Source organism: Chromobacterium sp. CCUG 30098 (assembly GCF_059916605.1).
In genome coordinates this window covers 1-20,706 of sequence record NZ_JAUCGS010000005.1, presented here as the reverse complement: position 1 = coordinate 20,706, position 20,706 = coordinate 1, and the positions used below count along the sequence as shown (strand labels likewise).

The following is a 20,706-nucleotide window of genomic DNA, read 5'->3' as shown; positions in this document are numbered from 1 at the left end:
AGGCTCAGGCCTCCCTTTTTGCATGCGCGCGGCGTGGATCGGGCGCCGTCCGGCCGGGCGGAATCAGCCCGCCGGCGCGGTGGCGGGGGGCTGCACGGTGTTGAGCAGCGGGGCGCAGGGATCGGGCCGCTCGCGCCAGAAGCGGCGTTCCAGCTCCGCCGCCGGCAGCGGTTTGCTGAACAGATACCCTTGCAGGGTGTCGCAGAACATATACGTCAACGCGGTGGCTTGTTCGTCGGTTTCCACGCCTTCCGCCACCACCCGGAGCTGCAGCGAATGGGCCAGCGCGATGATGGCGCCGGTCAGCGTCATCGCGTCCTGATCGTTCAGCATCGCGCGGACGAAGGACTGGTCGATTTTCAGCTCCTGGGTGGGCAGCTTGGCCAGATAGGACAGCGAGGAATAACCGGTGCCGAAATCGTCGATGGAAATGCCCACTTGCATGTCGCGGATGCGGCGCAGCGTTTCGCCGCAGGTGTTCAGATTGTCCAGCACCACGGTTTCGGTGATTTCGATGTCTATGCCCGGCACGGCGGCGCCTTCGCTCAAGGCCTGTTGCAACTGTTCGGAGAAATCGGCCTGGCGCAGTTGCAGCGGGGAGACGTTGACCGCGATGCGCGGCGCCGGATAGCCGGCCTCCAGCCAGCGCAGATGGTCGCGCGCGGCCTGACGCAAGGCCCAGACGCCCACCTCCAGGATCAGGCCGGTTTCCTCCAGCAAGGGGATGAATTGCGCCGGCGACACCAGGCCGCGCTCCGGGCTCTGCCAGCGCAGCAGCGCCTCCACGCCGACAATCTGCCGCGACACCGCGTCCACTTTGGGCTGGTAGTGCAGCACGAACTCCTGGCGCTCCAGCGCCAGACGCAGCCGGTTTTCCAGCTCCAGCGTCACCGCGGCGCGTTCGCTCATCTCCTGACGGTAGAACAAATAGCGCTCATTGGTGCTTTGCGCCAGCTTGAGCGCGGCTTCCGCGTTCTCCAGCAGGCTTTCGGCGTCGGCGCCGTCTTCCGGGAAGATGGCGATGCCGAATTTGGCCGACACGCGCAATTGCTTGTCCAGGATGGCGATGGGCTGGGCGACGCAGTGTTCCTGCAATTGCATCACCTGACGCGCGATGTCCTCCTCGCTCTTGACCTCGGGGATGATCAGCGCGAAGCGGTCTATCTTGACGCAGGCCAGCAGCCGGGCCTCTTCGGTAAACGACTCCAGCCGCGCCGCCAGCAGGCGCAGCACCTGGTCGCCGGCCCAGCGGCCGTAGACGTCGTTGATGGATTTGAAGTGCTCGATGTCGAGGAAGATCACCGCCAGGCGGCGCTGTTCATGGTGGCTGGAGCTGATTTGCTGCGCCAGGCGCTCGTGGAACAGGCTGCGGTTAGCGAGGCCGGTCAGCTCATCGTAGTAGGACAGGAAGTGCAGCCTTTCCTCTTTTTCGATGTGATCCAGCGCGAAAGCGATGTCGCCGGCCAGTTCGGCCAGCAGCTGCATTTCCTCGTGGTCGAAGGCGTTGGCTTCGTTGGAGCACAGCGTCAGCGAGGCGGCGCGTTGTCCGGGCAGCGGCAGCGGCAGGCAGGCCAGCGAGCGGATGCCTTGCGCCAGCAATTGCTCGCGCGCCGCGTAGGGCAGTGGCGAGCCAAGCTGATTGCAGACGATGTTGCCGCCGCTGGCGATGGCGGCGGCGGACAGTTGCAGCAGCGCGTCGGCGTTGGGAGGCGGCTCGGTCTGTCCTTGCAGCGCGGCGATGCGGTGTTCGCCGTCGCTCCGGTCCAGCATGCTGATCCAGACCAGTTTGAACGCGCCGCTCTGGGTGGCGATGCGGCAGGCTTCGCGAAACAGTTCCTGGCGGTCGTGGCAGCGCACGATCAACATATTGATGCCGCTGAGGATGGCGTAAACGCGGTTGAGCCGTTCTATGCGCAGCCGCAGCATGGAGTGCTGCAAGGTGATGGCCAGTTGCTGGGCGAAGGCCCGGGCGATCTCCAGATGCTCGAAGCCATGCTGGGCAACCTCCTGGAAGGCCAGGTTCAAGGAGCCCAGCAACTGTCCTTCCGCCATCAGCGGCAGCCGCAGATAAGCGCGCACGCCGTGGCTGCGCAGCCATTTGACCAGCGCCGGCGGCTGCGCCAGCGTGGTGATGTCGTGCACGAAGCTGGGCTGTCCGCGCTTGAGTTGCTCCAGATCGCTCAAGCCATAGCTGGAGAAGGGGAAGCGGCTGTCGATCGGGATCTCGTCCTTGGCGTCGCACTCCAGCGCCAGGAAGATGGTTTCCTCGTGCCTCCAGTCGAACACCGTGGCCGACGCGCCCCAGAACGGCACCAGTTGCGCAAGCATGCGCAAGGCCTCCTGCGCGGTTTGCTGCGGGCTGGCGGCGGACAGCAGGGTCAGGCCCATGTCGCGCAGCGACTCCAGCTGCTGGCTGTGGCGTTTGAGCTCCTGTTCGGTTTTCAGCCGCAGGGTGATGTCGCGCATGATGGCGGTGTAATACTTCTGGCCTTCCACCTCCAGCTGGGACACCGAGGCTTCTGCGTAGAACTCGCTGCCGTCGGCGCGCAGCCCGCGCACGCCGCCGGCCGGCGCCAGGCTGCGGCTGACCGGGCCGTTCTGGCCGAAGCCGTGGATCCGCTGAGCGTGGCCGGGCCGGAGCGCTTCCGGCACCAGCATGTCTATCTGCCGGCCCAGCACCTGCTCGGCGCGATAGCCGAATGCCTGTTCCGCCGCGGGGTTGAACAGGATGATGTTCAGATCGGCGTCGATGGTGACGATGGCGTCCATCGCGGTGTTGATGATGCCGGCGCGTTGCATCTCGCTGAGGCGGATCGCCGTGACATGCGTTTGCAACTGGTCCAGCATCAAGTTGAACTGGCGCGACACCGCGCGCAATTCTTGCGGTCCCAGTTCCGGGGCGCGCGCCTGCGCGTCGCCGTCGGCCACCGCTTGCGCGGTTTCGGCCAATCGGCGCGCCGGCCGCGTCAGCGCGCGGCTGAAGCTTTGCGCCAGCAAGCCGCAGAGCAGCAAGGTGACGATGCCGCTGGCCGCGCTCCAGCGCAGGCGGCTGTAGTAGGGCGCGAGCACCTCTTGTTCCGGCAGCGCGGCGATGATCAGCCAGTTGGCCTGGGAGAATTTGCGGTAGGAGTAAAGCCGCGACACCCCGTCGCGGCCGACGCCCAGTTCGAAACCGGAGGCGTTGCCGCGGATGCGAGCGATGGTGCGGGCGACGTTGATCGAGGTTTTGCCGTGCCACAGCGCGGGATCGGGGTAACGCAACAGAAAAGCCGCTTGCGAGCTCAGCACCGCGATGGTCAGCTTGCGGTCCAGCGTCGAGGGTAAGACCTGGGCCTGCAGCGTCAGCAAGTCCATTTGCACGGTCAGCAGACCAATGGGCCGGCCTTGTTCGTCGCGCACCGGATAGCTGGGCATCATCACCCAGCGCTGGGTGGCGGGCTCCAGCAAGGGCTCGCTGAGCATCAGTCCGGGCGCCGCCAGCGCGCGTTGGAACCAGTCGGCCTTGGTCGGCGGCGTTCTGACCGCGGGATTGGACGCGTGGCTGCAGACTTGCAGGCCGGTGGCGCTGCTGAGCGTCAGTTGGGTGGCGGAGGGAAAGCTCAGCGCGATGTCGCGGAACGCGACGGCGCATTCATCGAAGTCGAAGCGACGTATCGGCGTCCGCCTGCTCAACTGCGCCAGCACGCGTTCCAGTTCCGTGATCTTGCTCGCCAGCGCCTGGTCCACCTGGTCGGCCAGCACGCGGGTCTGATCCTGAGCGGCGTCGCGCATGTCGCGGGCCGATTCGAAGGCGCCGATGCCGATCAGCGCCGCGGCGGGCAGCAGGCAGGCCAGCGCGAACAGCAGCAACTGAGCGCGCAAGCCCAGTCCGCTGACGAAGGACAGAATGCGGTTCAGGCCTGCGCGCATGTGGCGGGTACTCTCCGGGGCTGGGGATACTCAAAAATTAGTTCCTGTCGCCGGAGGGGGCAAGTCATATGTATGCCAAATGCGTTGCCTGGGCCGCGGGCGTGCGGCCGCCCCCGCGCAAGCCTTGCCAGGAAAGGCTTTCACGGGGGAAACCCGGTGCTAAGTACTTACACTTAGACGGCTGGGGAGGGCGGCTTCCAACGCTCAGAGGAACATGCCGCCGGAGGCTTCCACGCGCTGACCGTTGACCCAGGCGGCGCCGTCGCTGAGCAGGGTGGCGATGGCGCCGCCGATGTCGTCGGGCCGGCCGACGCGGCCCAGCGCGGTTTGCGCGGCGATATGGGCGTTGACCTGTTCGTTGTCGCGCACCAGGCCGCCGCCGAAGTCGGTTTCAATCGCGCCGGGGGCGATGACGTTGACCGCGATGCCGCGCGGCCCCAGCTCCTTGGCCAGGTAGCGGGTCAGCACCTCCACGCCGCCCTTCATCGCCGCGTAGGCGGCGTAGCCGGGCAGGGCGAAGCGGGTCAGGCCGGTGGAGACGTTGAGAATGCGGCCGCCGTCGGCGATCAGCGGCAGCAGTGTCTGGGTCAGGAAGAACGGGCCTTTGAGCTGGATGTTCATCAGTTGGTCGAACTGCGCCTCGCTGGTGTCGGCGAAGGCGGCGTGGATGCCGATGCCGGCGTTGTTGACCAGAAAATCGAAGTCGGCGCGTTGCCATTGCTCGGCCAGCGTCTGGCGCAGCCGCTCGGCGAAGGCGGCGAAGCCGGCGCTCTGGCCGACGTCCAGCGCCAGCGCGGCGGCCTGGCCGCCCAGTGCTTGAATCTCGGCGACCACCGCCTCGGCGTCGGCGGCGCGGCTTTGGTAGGTGATGACGACGTCCACGCCCTGGCGCGCCAGGTGCAGGGCCGCGCTTTTGCCCAGGCCGCGGCTGCCGCCGGTGATGACTGCGATTTTCTTGCTCATGGGAATCTCCTGTAGGGGGCGGGTGCAGGCTTGGACCCGATGAGCTTAGTTTATTGTATGGTTTTTGATAAACAAATATGATTATTTAAATTATAGTGTTCGTATATTGATAACAATTGGCGGCGGCATGAACAAGCTGGAAGCGATGCAGATTTTTGTCCGGGTGGCCGAGTTGTCCAGCTTCACGCAGGCGGCGGACAGCTTGGGCCTGCCCAAGGCCAGCATCTCGGTGGCGGTCAAGCAGACCGAATCCTGGTTGGGCGCGCGCTTGCTGCACCGGACCACGCGCAAAGTGCAGATGACCCAGGACGGGCAGGCTTTTTACGAGCGTTGCAAGGATGTGTTGGCGGACATGGACGAGTTGCAAAGCATGTTCCAGCGCGGCGAGGAGGCGCTGGGCGGGCGGCTGAGGGTGGACATGCCCAGCGGCGTGGCGCGCTACCAGGTATTGCCGCGGCTGGACGAATTCCTGCAGCGCCACCCGCGTTTGGAGCTGGAGCTGAGCAGCACCGACCGCAAGGTGGACATCGTGCGAGAAGGTTTCGATTGCGTGCTGCGCGTGGGGGAGCTTGGCGACTCCAGTCTGGTGGCGCGGCCGCTGGGACGTTTTCGGCAGCTCAATTGCGCCAGCCCCGGCTATCTGGCGCGTCACGGCGCGCCGGCCGGCCTGGAGGACCTGGCGCGGCACCGGCTGGTTCACTATGTTTCCACCCTGGGCGCGCGCCCGGCCGGCTGGGAGTGGCGGGACGGCAACGGCAGCCATTGGCTGGCGATGGCCGGCAGCGTCATCGTCAACAACGCCGACGCCTACCAGGCCGCCTGTCTGGCCGGGTTGGGCCTGATTCAGGCGCCGGAGTCCGGCGTGCGCCATTTGCTGGACAGCGGCGAACTGGTGGAAGTGCTGCCGGACTACCGCGCCGCGCCGATGCCGGTCACGCTGTTGTACGCCCACCGCCGCAACCTGCCGCGCCGGGCGCAGGTTTTCATGGATTGGCTGGCGGAGGCGCTGGCGCCGCATCTTGTGTGAATCGGGCGCAAACATGGCGGCGCAGGGCCAAGCTGCCCTATCATGGGGGCCGGTCAACCATTTTAGAACCTGTTTACGATCAGCTGCGCGTTGGCGATACGGCGTTGAAAACCTCTTCGAAATGCTCATGTACCGTGTGTACATTCCGCTTTCTCGGCGGTTTTCGCCTTGTCTCGCCTTGGCTTGCGAGATCGTAAACACGTTCTTACTTCGTCATATTCCCGCCATGATTGTTAGATCCACTTCTTCCTGGCTGCGCCTGTTGTTTGTCTGGCACGGTTCGGTGCTGCCGCGCATCATGCCGCGCCTGCTGCTGGTCTTCTTCATTTCCATCGCCGCCGCCGCCGTGCGCGGCTGGTGGCTGAGCGAACACGCGGACTCCGCGCTCAGCATTCCCGCCTTTACCTTGATGGGGGTGTCGCTGGCCATCTTCCTGGGTTTTCGCAACTCGGTCAGCTACGAGCGCTTTTGGGAGGCGCGCAAGCTGTGGGGCAGCTTGCTGATCGTCAACCGCTCGCTGGCGCGGCAGGTTCTGTCGCTGGCGCCGGACAATGCGGACGCGCGGCGTCTGATAGACGGCTGTTGCGCCTTCGCCTACGCGCTCAAGGCGCAGTTGCGCGGAGACGACGCCGACGCCCATCTGCGTCGTTTGCTGCCGGAGGAGATTCTGGACAAGGCGTTGGCGGCGCGCTTCAAGCCGGCGCTGATCCTGTCCTGGCTAGGGCAATTGGCCGCGCGCATGCGCGGCGACGGCGTGTTGGGCGATATGCAATGGCATGCGCTGGACCGTAATCTGAACTCGCTGTCGGAAGTGCTGGGCGGCTGCGAGCGCATCGCCTCCACGCCCATTCCCTTCACTTACCGGGTGCTGCTCAACCGCACCGTCACGGTGTACAGCCTGCTGTTGCCGGCCGGCCTGGTTACCAGCATAGGCTGGCTGACGCCGGCGATCGCGGTCTTCATCGCCTACACCTATCTGGCGCTGGAAGTGATAGGCGAGGAGCTGGAGGAGCCATTTGGCAAGGAGGGCAACGACCTGCCGCTGTCCGCGCTCTGCCACGGCATCGAAGCCTCCTTGCGCGAGATGCAGGGCGAGGAAGTGGCGGCTCCGGCGCCTTCGCAGCAGGGCATTTATCTGTATTGAGCCATCGAGCCGCATAGCTTAGAACGTGTTTACGCTCTAGCGAGCTAAGGCGGGGCAAGGCGTACTCATCGTGCCGCATCTCACGAAGCGCAGCAGGTCGTAAACAGGTTCTTACAGCGCGGCCAGCTCGTCCAGGCTGATGATGCGGGCTATCGTCGCCAGCTGGCGCATCGAGATCTGATGCTCTTCCTCGCTGGCGGCGGCGCAGCCGTCCTCCAGCACCAGCACCTGGTAATCGCGGTCGTGAGCGTCGCGCGCGGCGGCCTGCACCGCCCAAGTGCTGCTGACGCCGGACAGGATCAGGCGTTCGATGCGATGGGCGCGCAGCACCGCTTCCAGCGAGGTGGCGTAGAAGGCGCTGACGCGCGGCTTGATCACGATGGCATCTTCTGGCCTTACGTCCAGCTCCGGGTGGAAGGCGGTGCCGGGGCCGGACAGATCCAGCGCGCCGAATTCGTGAGCGCGGCCGAACAGCGGCGAAGCCTTGGGTTGTTCCACATAGGAGGGCGCGAAGCCCACTTTCACCTGCGCCACCAGCCAGCGGCGGCGGCGCGCCTCGGCGATGGCCTGGTTGGCGGCGGCGATGACGCCGCGTTGACGCGCGTGCTCGGCGCAGCGGGCGACCTTGCCGCCGTCCATCATGATGTCGCGGATATAGTCCAGTCCGATAAAAGCGGTGTTCATCGCTGAGTTCCTTATGGCGTATTGATCAAGACCGGCGAACGGCCGGCGTTTCTGTTGCGGCCAGTTCCGCCAGCAGCTCGCCGGCGGCGAGCAGCAGTTCCAGGTGCTGCGGCGGCAGTCCGGCCAGCGCGGCGCGCAGCCAGTCGTCTTTGCGCAGGCGGTGAGCGTCAAGGACCTGGCGACCGGCGCCGCTCAGGCGAATCCGGACTTTGCGGCCGTCATTGGGGTCGCCGGCGCGCAGAATCAGACCGCCGGCGTCGAGTTCGCGCAGCAGGCTGGCCAGGTTGGAACTGCGCAGTTTTTCCGCGCGGGCCAGCGCAGACGGCGTTGCGGCGCCGTCCGCGCGTTCGATGCTGGCCAGCAGCGAAAGCTGGGCAAACGGCAGTTCGTCGTCCTGGGCCTCCTGGCGCAAACGGCGCGTCAAGGCCATCAGTTGCAGGCGCAGCCGGGACACGGCCTCCGCCGGGATCGATGAGTTAGGCATTTTTCTATTTTAACATAGCTATGTTTGTATAGATAAATCGGCGAGAAAACGGCGCCGCCAGCGACGCCGAGGCCGGCTCTAGCCTTGTTTCTGACAGTTGCTCATCCAGCGTATGCCGAAGCGGTCCACCAGCATGCCGAAGCGGGCGCCCCAGAAGGCGTCGTGCAGCGGCTCGTTGATCTGGCCGCCCTGGGCCAGGGCTTCAAAGATCGCGGTCTGCTCCGTCTCGCTGTCCAGCATGAAATTCAGCGTGATGTTTTCACCGATGGCGGGCGTGCGGCCCGGCATGCCATCGGAGGCCATGAAATGAACGCCTTCGGCTTTGAACTCGGCGTGCAGAATCTTGTTCTTGGCCTCGTCCGGGCTGGGGAAGTCCGCGTCGCCGAAGCGCATCAGCGCCACGATTTCGCCGTTGAAGCATTGGCGGTAGAAGGCCAGCGCCTGTTCGCACTGGCCGTGGAAGTTGATGTAGGGCAGCAGGGTTTTCATCAGGGAGACTCCTGGTGGGGGGGGGAGGGGCGGCCGTGTTTCAGGCTTGCAGGCATTGCCGCAGCGCATTGTTGACGGCCTCCACCGTTGCCGGCCGGGTCAGGCGAGCGGTTTCCTGGCCGTGGCGCAGGAAAATCAGCGTAGGCCACAGCTTGACGCGGTAGCTGCGTCCCAGGCGGCGGCCCGGCCCGTCTTCGATTTGCAAATGACGGACGTCGGGATAGGCCGCCAAGGCTTGTCGAATCAGAGGCTGAGCCGCCTGGCAGTGGCCGCACCAGGGCGCGCCGAATTCCAGCACGGTGACGCCGGGCTGGGCATCCAGTTCGGCGCGTTCCGGCGCCGGGTCGCGATAAAGCTTGTCCATGGTCAGGCTGGGGCAAGGGTGGATTTTAAATATGCCAAAGGACTTACGTATTTGCTAGCGCCGTGATGAGAGGGCTGGGGGGGCGGGCTTGCCAAAGCCGGGCAAAACCGCGACGATGCAGGCCGTTTCATCAATGGCTCGGGGTTTGAACTCATGAAATCGCGCAATGTTTCCGGCGGCTTGGTGTATTCCACCGAACACGGCCGCATGTGTCCGCAGTGCGGCTTTGCCGTCGCCCAATGCCAATGCGGCAAGCAGGAGGCGCCGGCCGGCGACGGCGTGGTGCGGGTGCGCAGGGAAACCAAGGGCCGCAACGGCAAGGCGGTCACCGTGATTCAGGGCGCGCCGTTGAACGCGCAGGAACTGGCGCAGCTGGGCAAACAGCTGAAAAACGCCTGCGGCAGCGGCGGCACGGTCAAGGATGGCGTCATCGAGATCCAGGGCGATCATTGCGAGCAGGTGCAGGGCTTGCTCAAGCAGCGCGGCTGGACGGTGAAGCGCGCCGGCGGCTAGACGCGCTCCAAAGCCTGTAGCGCCTTGTCGGAGACGAGGCGGCGGGAATGCTTTTCACCGTACGGCCCTGCCGCTTTTTCAGCGGCAGGGCCTTGTCTCGCGCTGGCTTGCGAGGTTTTGGAACAGCGGCTTGGGATTGCGCCGGAATGAAAAAGCCCGCGGCGTGCCGCGGGCTGGGCGGGGCGATGGAGCTTAGGCCGGCTGCGCCTGCCGCTGCGGGCTGGGGCTGAGCGGCGTCCGTCGCTGCAGCTCGGCGGCGAATTGCGCGCCGAATTGTTCCAGGTACTGGCGTTGCAGCAGGCATTCATGCGGCGCGTTCACCTCGTACTCAATCAGCTTGCCGGTGACGTAGGGCTGCCAGAGCGACGGCTGCTGGTCTTCGGGGCGCAGGATGTCGGTGGTGGCGCGGATGAAGATCAGGTCGCCGTCGTAACGCTGGTAGCGGCAGCGGGCGAGCAGTTCCAGCATCAGCTTGGAGTCGTTCACCAGCCGGGTCAGAAACTCCTCGCCGACCTGGCTGCCGCCCAGCGCTTCTTCCATTGCGCTCTTCAGCCCCTTGATGCCGGCGCGTGGCGCGCCGACGATGGCCCGGGTCATGCGGGTGATGATGGTGGCGTCGTCCAGTTTCAGCGAGGCTGGCCCGCCCTGCAGCGGATAGCTGTCGAACATGCACAGGAAGCTGACTTCGTGGCCGTCGGCCTGCAGCATGGCGGCCAGGCGCAGCGCCAGATTGCCGCCCACCGACCAGCCCGCCAGCTGATACGGCCCCTGCGGCTGCACCGCCTGGATGCGTTGCCGGTACTCCTCCGCCAGTTCGTCCAGCGATTCGACGACGCGTTCCGGGTCGCGCAGTATCGGCGACTGGATGGCGTACAGCGGCTGGTCCTCGGGCAGGAAGGGCAGCAGGCCGGCATAGGGCCAGGCGATGCCGCCGCCCGGGTGAATGCAGAACAGCGGCGGGCGGCCGCCCTGGACGCGCAGCGGCAACATGGCGTCGAAAGGATCGCTGAAAGCGGCGGGCCGTTGCAGGCGCAGGGCCAGCTGGCGCGGCGTGGGGGCGGCCAGGAAGTCGGCGATGCCCAGCGAGACGCCGAAGGTTTCCCTGACGCGGTTGATCAGTTGCAGCCCCAGCAGCGAATGGCCGCCCAGCGCGAAGAAATTCTGATTGGCGTAGACCTCGCCGCATTCCAGCGCCGTTGCGAACAAGCGGCACATGATTTCCTCTTCAGGCGTGCGCGGCGGAGCCTGTTCGCCGTCGTCCAGCAGCGTCGGCGTCGGCAGCTCGCCGGTGGCCAGCTTGCCGTTGGGCGTCAGCGGGAAGACGGGCACCACCATGATGACGCTGGGGATCATATGATGCGGCAATTGCCGGCTCAGCGCCTGTTTCAGGCCTTCGCTGTCCAGGTCCAGCTGTTGGTTGGCCACATAGCCGACGATGGCCGGGCCGTGGGGCAGGTCCCGCAGCAAGGCGACGGCGTCCTCTACGCCGCCGCAGCCCAGCAGGGCGTTCTTGATTTCGTCCAGCTCGATGCGCAGCCCGCGCAGCTTGATCTGATTGTCCTGGCGGCCCTGATAGTGGATGCGGCCGGTGTGGTCGAAGAACACGCGGTCGCCGGCCCGATACATGGTGTCGGCGGGGTCCAGCAGATCGGGAACGAAGCCTTTGGCCGTCAGCTCCGGGCTGTTGCGGTAACCGCGGGCCACGCCGGGGCCGCCGATGAACAGATCGCCCCAGGCGCCGGGCGGCAGCAGCCGCTGCCGCGGGTCCACCACATAGAGCCGGGTATTGGCGGTGGCGGGTCCGATGGACAGGTCGCCGTCGCCGTAGTCGGCGTTGATCGAGGTGGCGAAGGAGGTTTCGGTCGGTCCGTAGACATTGAGCAGGCGGCAGTGGGAGAAGCGCGCCAGCAGCGCCGGCGTGCAAGGCTCGCCGCCCAGCATCAGGACGGTGTCTTGCGGGAAGTCCTCGGTCTGGTGGTAGGCCAGCAGGCTGGGCGTCATGACCACGAGCTTGATGTTTTCCCGTTTGACCAGCGCGGCCAGCGGTTTGCCGGGCGCGCTGGCGACTTTGTCGCAGATGACCAGGGTGGCGCCGGCCAGCAGCGTCATCATGATTTCCAGCACCGACATGTCGAAGCCGGCGGCGATGAATTGCAGCACGCGCTGGCCGGCTTGCAGCCCCGCCGCCCGGATGGCGGTGTCGGCGATGGGCACCAGGTTGCGGTGGCTTACTTCCACGCCCTTGGGCTTGCCGGTGGAGCCGGAGGTGTAGATCAAATAGCCGGGCGCGGCGGGGTCTACGCGGGGAAGCGGTAGGGTGGCCGGCGGCAGCGCGTCCAACGCCGCGGCGTCCAGGAGCAGCTGTTTTTCCGGCGCGATCCCTGCCTTGACGGCGCCGCCGCCGGCGACGATGACCGCGGCCGGCGAGGCGTCGGCCAGAATGTATTCGATGCGGGCTTCCGGCAGGTCGGGGTCCACCGGCACATAGCCTGCGCCCAGCTTGAACAGCGCAACGGCCGCGACCGCCCACTCTATGCTGCGCGACACGATGACGGCGACATCGTCCCCGGGGCGCACGCCGCGCGTCAGCAGCAGGCTGGCCAGGCGGTTGGCGCGCTCGTCCAGCTCGGCGTAGCTGAGTTCGCGCTCTCCCTGGCGCAGCGCCGGCCGATGGGCGTGGCTTAGCGCAGAGGCGGCGAAGGCGTCGGCGAAGACCGGTTGCGCGTCGGCGCGCGCCGGCAGCGGATAGCGGCGTTCTCGTTCGCCCGGCAGCAGCAGTTGGTAATCCGCGGCGAGGGTTTCCGGGTTGGCGACGAAATGCTCGAGCAGCAGGATCATCCGCTGATAGTGCAGTTCCAGCGCCTCTAGCGGGTAGAGATCGGCGTTGGCGTTGAAGCCTATCTCCAGCCGCCCGTCGGCGTTGCGGTCGAAAATGTCGATGCCGAGATGATCGGCCGGACCGTTGGCGACATTCTGCACCGTGGCTTCGCAGCCGTCGAAGCTCACTTCCTGGTCATAAGCCACGATATTGAGCAGGGTGTTGAACAGTGGCTTGTGACCGCGTTCCGCGTACAGGTCGCGGATCATGGCCTCCGAGCGGTAGCCCTGATGCAGCAGATGGCGGCGCAGCTGGCGCTGGATGTCCGCCGCAACCGACAGCACCGTGGCCTCCGGCGCGAAGGAGATGCGCAGCGGCAGGATGTTGGCCACCATGGCCGGAATCTCGCGCAGGGCTTTCAGCTGACGGGCCGCCACCGGCATGCCCACCGCCAGTTCGCTCTGGCCGGTCATGCGGTGCAGATAGGTGGCGCAGGCCGCCAGCAGCAGGCTGGACAGACGCAGGCGGTGTTGGCCGGCGGTTTCCCGCAGCCCGTCCACCGCCGCGCCGGAGAAGGCCTTGCGCAGGCGGTTCAGCTTGCGCAGGGGCGCGTCGCCGGGGACCAGTTGGGTGGCGTCGGGCAGGTCCAGGCAGTATTGGCGCCAGTAAGACTGGTCCTTGAGATAGGACTCGCTCTGGCGATAGGCCTGTTCCGCCTCGAACACCTGGCTCAGCGGCTGCGCCGGCAGCGCTTCGATGGCTTCGCCGCGCGCCAGCCGGACATAGCAATCGGTGATGTGCTTGAACAGGATGGCGTGGCCGAAACCGTCCACCACCAGATGGGAGCCCAGCTCTATCATGCGGTGGCGACGGTCGCTCAGTTTGACGATCAGATACCGGATCAGCGGTTGTTGGGCCAGGTCCATATCGTCGGCCAGCAAGCCGTTCAGCATGGCGGCGTAGGCCTGCTCGGGGTCCGCTTCATCCGATAGGTCGCGCCAGGAGAAATAGGCGTCGTGCAATTCGGGACGCAGGTGTTGCCGGTATTGGCCGGTGACCGCGTCCGTCTCGAAGGCGGCGCGCAGGGTTTCCACTTGTCTGCACACGGTCTTGATGGCCTGTTCCAGCAGCGGGGCCTGCAAGTCGCCGGTGAATTCGATCACATCGCACAGGTGATAATGGAGATTACGGCCTTCCTGGCCGATGGCCAGGCAGACTTCCTGCTGGGCGGCGCTCAGCGGGCAGATCGATTTATCGTCTAGCATAATGTTTCCAATATGGTTTTTACAGTTGTTGATGTTTATTTAAAATAAAGTTAAGGGCGAATGAAGGCGCGACAAAAAAGAAGGACGCGTCGCCGCTATCGTTGCGGCTTTAGTACGGGATGGGTTTTACGGGCGGCGGATAGGCCCGGAGAGGGGCGGGTCGGTTGGCGACGCCGTGGATTGGCGTGGCTGACGGAGTACGGTGCGCGATGCGGCGTTTTTCATGGGTGCCCTGCACATGTCGTATAAGACAGGCCGAATATGTCGGTTTGATAATACGTGGAAATTATATCAATACAGCATGAAATTGACACAGTAAAATTCACTCGACATATGTCGGCGAAGTGGATTTGTCTCATTTGTGCAAACGCACATTTTGAGAGCGTCGATATCGGCTCAAGTACAGCCAAAGCTAGACACGGCAGGCGCTTAATGTTCCGAGATAGTACGATGCGGCGCAGCAAGCTGCGCCCTGGCTTGGCGGCGGACAGGGGCGGCGGGAGGGCGATGCATGCCGATTGGCGAACAGAGGAGGACGCTGACGCGCTTACCAGCGTGGTGTTCAAGTCCGGCTTGCCTCCGGCCCGGATAAGCGGGGCGGGCGGGAGTTAGGGCGAAACAGCAAAGAAAAAGACCGAAATCCGGCGCCATCCGCTGACGGCGCCCTGTATTTCGGTCTTGTTTGACAGTGACGATCCGGTGTTTAGAACGGAATGTCGTCGTCCATGTCGTCCAGTTGCTTGGGCGCCGGGCGCTGCTCCTGGCGGCGCGGCGCGGGCGGGGCTTCCTGGCGCGGGGCCGGGGCGTTGTAGCCGTAACCATCGTCCATGCCGCCGCCGCTCATGCCGCCGCCGGAACCGCCCATTTCATTGCGGCCGCCCTGCAGGCTCAGTTCATTGACGCGCACGTCCGGGGACAGGCGTTTATTGCCTTCTTTGTCCTGCCATTCGCGCAGGGTCAGTTGGCCGTAAACAGTTACTTGCTGGCCTTTTGCCAGGTAGTTCTTCAGCGATTCACCGCGCTTGCCCCATACCTGGCAGCTGAACCAGTTGGTGCTCTTGCGCTCGCCAAAGCCGATGTCGCTGGCTACGCGGAACGACAGTACCGGCTCACCGCTGGGGGTGTAGCGCAGTTCGGCGTCGGCGGCCAGACGGCCGTCAAAGGTGATGCTGTTCATCAGATGTCTCCGAATAAAAATCTAAATATTTGGCCTGTCGCCGCAGCTCAGAACGTGGCTCCGATCAGGCGCTGCACCGTCGCCTCGTCCCACTGCCGCTGCGATACCTTCAGGTAGGCCACGCGGTCTTCCAACACGACCACGGCTTCATGCACGCCGGTCACGCCGGCCAATTGGCGGGACAGGTCGCCGGCGTCGCCACGCCAGTCCTCGCCGATGTGATACATCACCGAGCGCACCGGCTTGGGCGGCCGCATGGCCAGCGACCACAGCAGCCAGGTGAGCATCAGCAGGCTGGTGAAGCCGAACACGCCGGCCGGACCGTAGCGGGTGTACAGCCAGCCGCCGACGGCCGCGCCCAGGAACAGGCCAAGGGATTGGGCGGTATTATACACGCCAATCGCGGTTCCCTTGGCATCCGCCGGGGCGATCTTGGAAATCAAGGACGGCAGCGTGGCTTCAAGAATATTGAAGGCGATGAAATACAGGCCCAGCCAGGCCACGATCTGCCAGAAGCTGTCCAGCGCCATCGCCATGCCCAGTTGGGCGGCGGCCATCAGCGCGATGGCGCCGACGAAGACCTGCTTGAGCCTGGCCTTTTTCTCGCCGTAGATGATGGCCGGCACCATCAGCAGGAAACCGATCACCGTCACCGGCAGATACACCTGCCAGTGTTGGGTCTTGTCCAGATGCGCGGTCTTGATCAGCGCAAAGGGGATGGTGACGAACATCGCCATCTGCGCCGCGTGCAAGGCGAAGATGCCGTAATTGAGCTGCAGCAGCTGCGGGTCTTTCAGCACCGCCGGCAGCCGTTTGGCGTTGGCCTCGGTGTCGGAGTGGAAGCGGGAGCTGACCGGGTCCGGGATGATCAGCCAGACGCCGATCAGCGCCGCCAGCGACAGCACGCCGGTGAGCGCGAAAATGCCGTTGACCCCGATGTATTTGGCCAAGAGCGGCCCCAGCACCAGGCTGGCGGCGAAGGTGGTGCCGATGGACATGCCTATCATCGCCATCGCCTTGGTGCGGTTTTCCTCGCGGGTCAGGTCCGCCAGCAGCGCGGTGATGGCGGCGGAAATGGCGCCTGCGCCCTGGATGACCCGGCCCACGGTCAGGGTGGCGATGTCGTGGGCGCCGGCGGCGACGAAGCTGCCCAGCGCGAACAGCAGCAAGCCGCCGTAAATCACCTTCTTGCGGCCTATCTTGTCGGAGAGCATGCCCAGCGGCAGTTGCAGCAGGGCCTGGGTCAGGCCGTAACTGCCCAGCGCGATGCCGATCAGCGTGTGATTGTCCGCGCCTTCCAGGGTTTGGGCGTACAGGGCGAATACCGGCAGGATCAGGAACATGCCCAGCATGCGCAGGGCGTAGATGCCGGCGAGGCCAAGGCTGGCCCGGAGTTCTGTTGCGTTCATTCTTGTGTGCGTCGTTTGTGTTGCTGGCGGGCTGCGGCCTGCGGGCCGCGCCCCATGGTTCTAGTAACGGTCCGGCGCCGTTCCGGATGACGCCGCGCGTTAAAGACTGGTGGAGTCAGACTTGCCAAGTCAGGTATATTAACAGGTTCCCTGACCGACGGTGAGTTACGCTCCAATATGGACAGCATTCGCATTCGCGGCGCACGCACGCACAATCTGAAGAACATCAACCTGGATTTGCCCCGCCACCAATTGATCGTGATTACCGGCCTGTCCGGCTCCGGCAAATCCTCGCTGGCCTTCGACACCCTGTACGCGGAAGGGCAGCGCCGTTACGTGGAAAGCTTGTCCGCCTATGCGCGCCAGTTCCTGCAATTGATGGAAAAGCCGGACGTGGACCTGATCGAAGGCCTGTCGCCGGCGATCTCCATCGAACAGAAGGCCACCAGCCACAACCCGCGTTCCACCGTGGGCACCGTCACCGAAATCCACGACTACCTGCGTCTGCTGTACGCGCGCGTCGGCGAGCCGCACTGCCCGGAGCACGGCGTGCCGCTGTCCTCGCAAACCGTCAGCCAGATGGTGGACCATGTGCTGGCCTTGCCGGAGGAAAGCCGGGTGATGATCCTGGCCCCGGTCATCGTCGGCCGCAAGGGGGAGAATCTGGACTTGTTCGAAGACCTGCGCGCCCAGGGCTTCGTGCGGGTGCGGGTGGACGGCGAAGTGTTTGAACTCGACGCCGTGCCCAAGCTGGACAAGAACAAGAAGCACACCATAGAAGTGGTGATAGACCGCCTGAAAGTGCGCGAGGACATGAAACAGCGGCTGGCGGAAAGCTTTGAAACCGCGCTGCGCCACGCCGAGGGCCGCGCCATCGCCGTGGAAATGGACAGCGCCAAGGAGCACTGGTTTTCCGCCAAGTTCGCCTGCCCGGTGTGCTCCTACAGCCTGCCGGAGCTGGAGCCGCGGCTGTTCTCCTTCAACAACCCCATGGGCGCCTGCCCCAAGTGCGACGGCCTGGGCGAAATCACCTTCTTCGATCCGCGCCGCGTGGTGGCGCATCCGGAACTGAGCCTGGCCGCCGGCGCGATCAAGGGCTGGGACAAGCGCAACCAGTTCTATTTCCAGATGCTGATGGCGCTGGGCGAGCATTACGGTTTTTCCGTGGCCGAACTCGCCTTTGAAGACCTGCCGGAAAAAGTGCGCAACGTGGTGCTGCACGGCTCCGGCCGCGACAGCATCGAGTTCAGCTATATGTCGGAGAAGGGCACCAAATTCAGCCGCGCGCATCCGTTTGAGGGCATCATCCCCAATCTGGAGCGCCGCTACCGCGAAACCGACTCCTCCGCGGTGCGCGAGGAACTGGCCAAGTACCAGAACAACCAGCCCTGCCCGCACTGTCAGGGCTCGCGGCTGCGCCTGGAGGCGCGCCATGTCTTCGTCGGCGACAAGACGCTGTACGAGATCAACCAGATGCCGCTGAAGGACACCGCCGGCTTTTTCGCCCAACTGGCTTTCAGCGGCCAGAAACAGGCGGTGGCGGAGAAAATCGTCAAGGAAATCAGCGAGCGGGTGTCCTTCCTCAATAATGTGGGCCTGGACTACCTGAACCTGTCCCGTTCCGCGGACACCTTGTCCGGCGGCGAGGCGCAGCGCATCCGCCTGGCCAGCCAGATCGGCTCCGGCCTGACCGGGGTGATGTACGTGCTGGACGAGCCGTCCATCGGCCTGCATCAGCGCGACAACGACCGCCTGCTGACCACCTTGATGCGGCTGCGCGATCTGGGCAATAGCGTGATCGTGGTCGAGCACGACGAAGACGCCATCCGCGCCGCGGACTACCTGGTGGACATGGGGCCGGGCGCCGGCGAGCACGGCGGCGAAGTGCTGGTGGCCGGCACCCCGGCGGAAGTGGCCGCCTGCGCCCATTCCGTCACCGGCGATTACCTGTCCGGCCGCCGCCGCATCGCGCTGGGCGGCGAGCGCCGCGAGGTGGATCCGGAGCGCATGCTGCGCCTGATCGGCGCCAGCGGCAACAACCTCAAGCACGTCACCCTGGACCTGCCCTTGGGCATGCTGGTGTGCATTACCGGCGTGTCCGGCTCCGGCAAGTCCACGCTGATCAACGACACCCTGTACAAGATCACCGCGCGCGAACTCAACGGCGCCAGCGAAGAACCGGCGGCCTACCAGGACATCCAGGGCCTGAAGCAGCTGGACAAGGTGATCAACGTAGACCAGAGCCCGATCGGCCGCACCCCGCGCTCCAACCCGGCCACCTATACCGGGCTGTTCACCCCCATCCGCGAACTGTTCGCCGGCGTGCCGCTGTCGCGCGAGCGCGGCTACGGGCCGGGGCGCTTCTCCTTCAACGTCAAGGGCGGCCGCTGCGAGGCCTGCCAGGGCGACGGCGTGATCAAGGTGGAAATGCACTTCCTGCCGGATGTCTACGTGCCTTGCGACGTATGCCACGGCAAGCGCTACAACCGCGAAACCCTGGAAGTGCAATACAAGGGCAAGAGCATTCACGAAGTGCTGGAAATGACGGTGGAACAGGCGCTGGACTTCTTCAGCGTGGTGCCCACCGTGGCGCGCAAGCTGAAAACGCTGATGGATGTGGGCCTGGGCTACATCCGGCTGGGGCAGAGCGCCACCACCCTGTCCGGCGGCGAGGCCCAGCGCGTCAAGCTGGGACTGGAATTGTCCAAGCGAGACACCGGCCGCACCCTGTACATCCTGGACGAGCCCACCACCGGCCTGCATTTCCATGACATCGACCTGCTGTTGCAAGTGCTGCACCGCCTGCGCGAAAGCGGCAACACCGTCGTGGTGATCGAGCATAATCTGGACGTGGTCAAAACCGCGGACTGGCTGATAGATTTGGGGCCGGAAGGCGGCGCCGGCGGCGGCCAGATCATCGCCACCGGCACGCCGGAACAAGTGGCGGCCAATCCGGTCAGCCATACCGGGCGCTATTTGCAGCCTTTGTTGCAGCGCGAGCAAGGCTGATGGCAATCAAGTACAATGCGCGGATAGACAGCTTGCTGTTATAAAGAAATACCGGCGGCGGCAAGGGGCGAACAGCGTCGCCAGCCCAGCTGGACGGCGCGTCGCCCAAGGGCCATCGCATCAAAAACAATATGAGGAAGTCATGCTGACTTTAGGCAAGATCGATCACATCCACATTCGTGTGACTGACGTGCCCAAGGCCCTGAAATGGTATCAGCGCGTGCTGGCCATGGCCCCGGACCCGCGCTACAAGCACATGCGCGAAGGCCCGCACGGAGCGGTGATGTTGGCCAATGCCAACGGCGCGGTGCGCCTGGCGGTGAGCGAAGACAAGAGCGGGGCGGCCAATCACCAGGGCGACATCGCCTTTGTGGTGAGCGGCCAAGATTTTCTGGAGTGGATAGACCAGCTGGCCGGCGAGCGCGTCACCAATCGCGACGGCCAGACCATCGCCCGGGACTCCGTGCGCGACCATCGCTTTTTCTGCTCGCTGTCCTTTGTCGATCCCTTCGGCAATCCGTTCGAGATCGTCAGCTACGATCACACCTGGTTGGTGGGCAAGCTCAAGCTGAACGAACAGCTGGAGTGACAACCGTCATCCGAAACTAAAACCGCCGGTCTTGCGCCGGCGGTTTTTTATTGCCTGTTTGTGTTCTTTTTGTGTTTTTTTTATGATGTTAATCATGTCTGTATCGATGAATTTCCTCTCAATTATTATTAATTTCTTGTTAATTGTTGCGAAATAGATTGTTGTATTTGTCGCAGAGACTTTGCCGGATATTGACTAGATACATTGACGGCATATGACATTGGTGGGCAAATTCTCGCAAATCGTAAATTTGTGTTGCCGCCATGGAACTTTCCACATCTTTTCCCGAGCTTTCGTCTGAGGACTCCGATCAAGCGCTTTCAGCACGGCAGGATCTGGGCTTGCTCGGCCTGGTCTTGCTGGCCCAGTTCCACGGCGTAGCCGCCGACCCGGCGCAACTCACCCACCAATACGGCCGCCAGGCCGAACCCTTCAGTGAAACCGACCTGCTGCTGGCCGCCAAAGGCCTGGACCTTAAAGCCCGCATCGTCAAACAAAGCCCGGACCGCCTCAGCCTGACCGCCTTGCCGGCGCTGGCGCTGCGGCCGGACGGCGAACACTTCATCATCGCCCGCTGCGACGGCGACAAAGTGCTGATCCACGACCTCAAGCACGGCCGGCCGCAAGTGCTGAGCCAGGCGGAGCTGACGGCGCGCTACGCCGGCCGGCTGCTGCTGATGGCCTCGCGCGCGTCGGCGGCGGGGGCCTTGGCCAAGTTCGACTTCACCTGGTTCGTGCCGGCCATCGTCAAATACCGCAAGCTCTTGCTGGAAGTGCTGGCGGTATCGCTGGTGTTGCAGCTGTTCGCGCTGGTGACGCCGCTGTTCTTCCAGGTGGTGATGGACAAGGTGCTGGTCAACCG

The 20,706-nt window shown here is 64.6% G+C and carries 15 protein-coding genes; 6 read left to right on the top strand and 9 right to left on the bottom strand.

Annotated features, from left to right (window positions below):
* Positions 1–63: 63 nt before the first annotated feature.
* Both QUG03_RS12590 and QUG03_RS12585 read right to left on the bottom strand, forming a co-directional pair.
* Positions 64–3,909: an EAL domain-containing protein gene (locus QUG03_RS12590; protein ID WP_500820138.1), complete on the bottom strand. Its 3,846-nt coding sequence runs from the start codon at positions 3,907–3,909 to the stop codon at positions 64–66.
* A gap of 204 nt (positions 3,910–4,113) precedes the next feature.
* Entirely contained in the window at positions 4,114–4,872 is a 759-nt protein-coding gene (locus QUG03_RS12585; RefSeq protein WP_107800199.1) for an SDR family NAD(P)-dependent oxidoreductase, read from the bottom strand.
* A 127-nt stretch (positions 4,873–4,999) separates the two neighbouring features.
* Here QUG03_RS12585 and QUG03_RS12580 point away from each other — a divergent pair, with 127 nt between their 5' ends.
* Together QUG03_RS12580 and QUG03_RS12575 are read left to right on the top strand one after the other, a co-directional pair.
* Positions 5,000–5,899 carry a LysR family transcriptional regulator gene (locus tag QUG03_RS12580; RefSeq protein WP_107800198.1) on the top strand — a complete coding sequence of 300 codons (900 nt, stop codon included), beginning with the start codon at positions 5,000–5,002 and terminating at the stop codon, positions 5,897–5,899.
* Between the two features lie 226 nt (positions 5,900–6,125).
* Positions 6,126–7,043 carry a bestrophin family protein gene (locus QUG03_RS12575; protein WP_107800197.1) on the top strand — a complete coding sequence of 306 codons (918 nt, stop codon included), beginning with the start codon at positions 6,126–6,128 and terminating at the stop codon, positions 7,041–7,043.
* A 111-nt stretch (positions 7,044–7,154) separates the two neighbouring features.
* Here the strand turns inward: QUG03_RS12575 and QUG03_RS12570 are convergent, their stop codons facing one another.
* From QUG03_RS12570 to QUG03_RS12555, 4 genes are all read right to left on the bottom strand, one after another.
* Positions 7,155–7,727, bottom strand: a complete 573-nt coding sequence (locus tag QUG03_RS12570) for a cysteine hydrolase family protein (protein ID WP_486636882.1) — start codon at positions 7,725–7,727, stop codon at positions 7,155–7,157.
* A gap of 25 nt (positions 7,728–7,752) precedes the next feature.
* Positions 7,753–8,211, bottom strand: a complete 459-nt coding sequence (locus tag QUG03_RS12565) for a MarR family winged helix-turn-helix transcriptional regulator (protein ID WP_500820136.1) — start codon at positions 8,209–8,211, stop codon at positions 7,753–7,755.
* A 78-nt stretch (positions 8,212–8,289) separates the two neighbouring features.
* Positions 8,290–8,700 carry a VOC family protein gene (locus QUG03_RS12560; protein ID WP_107800194.1) on the bottom strand — a complete coding sequence of 137 codons (411 nt, stop codon included), beginning with the start codon at positions 8,698–8,700 and terminating at the stop codon, positions 8,290–8,292.
* Between the two features lie 40 nt (positions 8,701–8,740).
* On the bottom strand, positions 8,741–9,064 hold the full coding sequence (locus QUG03_RS12555; RefSeq protein WP_107800193.1) for a thioredoxin family protein: 324 nt from the start codon (positions 9,062–9,064) through the stop codon (positions 8,741–8,743).
* Between the two features lie 153 nt (positions 9,065–9,217).
* Here QUG03_RS12555 and QUG03_RS12550 point away from each other — a divergent pair, with 153 nt between their 5' ends.
* On the top strand, positions 9,218–9,577 hold the full coding sequence (locus tag QUG03_RS12550) for a translation initiation factor Sui1 (RefSeq protein ID WP_500820134.1): 360 nt from the start codon (positions 9,218–9,220) through the stop codon (positions 9,575–9,577).
* 192 nt (positions 9,578–9,769) lie between these two features.
* On the opposite strand, the gene QUG03_RS12545 is transcribed toward QUG03_RS12550, so the two are convergent.
* The 3 genes from QUG03_RS12545 to QUG03_RS12535 form a co-directional block, all read right to left on the bottom strand.
* A complete protein-coding gene (locus QUG03_RS12545) occupies positions 9,770–13,660 on the bottom strand; it encodes an amino acid adenylation domain-containing protein (protein ID WP_500820133.1) in 3,891 nt (1,296 codons plus the stop codon).
* Between the two features lie 703 nt (positions 13,661–14,363).
* Positions 14,364–14,837, bottom strand: coding sequence for a single-stranded DNA-binding protein (locus QUG03_RS12540; RefSeq protein WP_107800189.1), 474 nt, complete (start codon positions 14,835–14,837; stop codon positions 14,364–14,366).
* A 47-nt stretch (positions 14,838–14,884) separates the two neighbouring features.
* A complete protein-coding gene (locus QUG03_RS12535; RefSeq protein ID WP_253314424.1) occupies positions 14,885–16,246 on the bottom strand; it encodes an MFS transporter in 1,362 nt (453 codons plus the stop codon).
* A 177-nt stretch (positions 16,247–16,423) separates the two neighbouring features.
* On the opposite strand from QUG03_RS12535, the gene uvrA reads away from it, so the two are divergent.
* The 3 genes from uvrA to QUG03_RS12520 all read left to right on the top strand — a co-directional run.
* Entirely contained in the window at positions 16,424–19,255 is a 2,832-nt protein-coding gene (uvrA, locus tag QUG03_RS12530; RefSeq protein ID WP_500820132.1) for an excinuclease ABC subunit UvrA, read from the top strand.
* Positions 19,256–19,397: 142 nt separating this feature from the next.
* Positions 19,398–19,844, top strand: coding sequence for a VOC family protein (locus QUG03_RS12525; RefSeq protein ID WP_081545504.1), 447 nt, complete (start codon positions 19,398–19,400; stop codon positions 19,842–19,844).
* Positions 19,845–20,185: 341 nt separating this feature from the next.
* Positions 20,186–20,706 (top strand): cysteine peptidase family C39 domain-containing protein (locus tag QUG03_RS12520; RefSeq protein ID WP_500820131.1); only part of this gene is annotated, 521 nt, incomplete at its 3' end.

Coding starts and splice junctions, on each gene's coding strand:
- QUG03_RS12550 (WP_500820134.1), top strand. CDS start 9,218: ATGAAATCGCGCAATGTTTCCGGCGGCTTGGTGTATTCCACCGAACAC.
- QUG03_RS12525 (WP_081545504.1), top strand. CDS start 19,398: ATGCTGACTTTAGGCAAGATCGATCACATCCACATTCGTGTGACTGAC.
- QUG03_RS12555 (WP_107800193.1), bottom strand. CDS start 9,064: ATGGACAAGCTTTATCGCGACCCGGCGCCGGAACGCGCCGAACTGGAT.
- QUG03_RS12565 (WP_500820136.1), bottom strand. CDS start 8,211: ATGCCTAACTCATCGATCCCGGCGGAGGCCGTGTCCCGGCTGCGCCTG.
- QUG03_RS12535 (WP_253314424.1), bottom strand. CDS start 16,246: ATGAACGCAACAGAACTCCGGGCCAGCCTTGGCCTCGCCGGCATCTAC.
- QUG03_RS12570 (WP_486636882.1), bottom strand. CDS start 7,727: ATGAACACCGCTTTTATCGGACTGGACTATATCCGCGACATCATGATG.
- QUG03_RS12590 (WP_500820138.1), bottom strand. CDS start 3,909: ATGCGCGCAGGCCTGAACCGCATTCTGTCCTTCGTCAGCGGACTGGGC.
- QUG03_RS12585 (WP_107800199.1), bottom strand. CDS start 4,872: ATGAGCAAGAAAATCGCAGTCATCACCGGCGGCAGCCGCGGCCTGGGC.
- QUG03_RS12540 (WP_107800189.1), bottom strand. CDS start 14,837: ATGAACAGCATCACCTTTGACGGCCGTCTGGCCGCCGACGCCGAACTG.
- QUG03_RS12575 (WP_107800197.1), top strand. CDS start 6,126: ATGATTGTTAGATCCACTTCTTCCTGGCTGCGCCTGTTGTTTGTCTGG.
- uvrA (WP_500820132.1), top strand. CDS start 16,424: ATGGACAGCATTCGCATTCGCGGCGCACGCACGCACAATCTGAAGAAC.
- QUG03_RS12560 (WP_107800194.1), bottom strand. CDS start 8,700: ATGAAAACCCTGCTGCCCTACATCAACTTCCACGGCCAGTGCGAACAG.
- QUG03_RS12545 (WP_500820133.1), bottom strand. CDS start 13,660: ATGCTAGACGATAAATCGATCTGCCCGCTGAGCGCCGCCCAGCAGGAA.
- QUG03_RS12580 (WP_107800198.1), top strand. CDS start 5,000: ATGAACAAGCTGGAAGCGATGCAGATTTTTGTCCGGGTGGCCGAGTTG.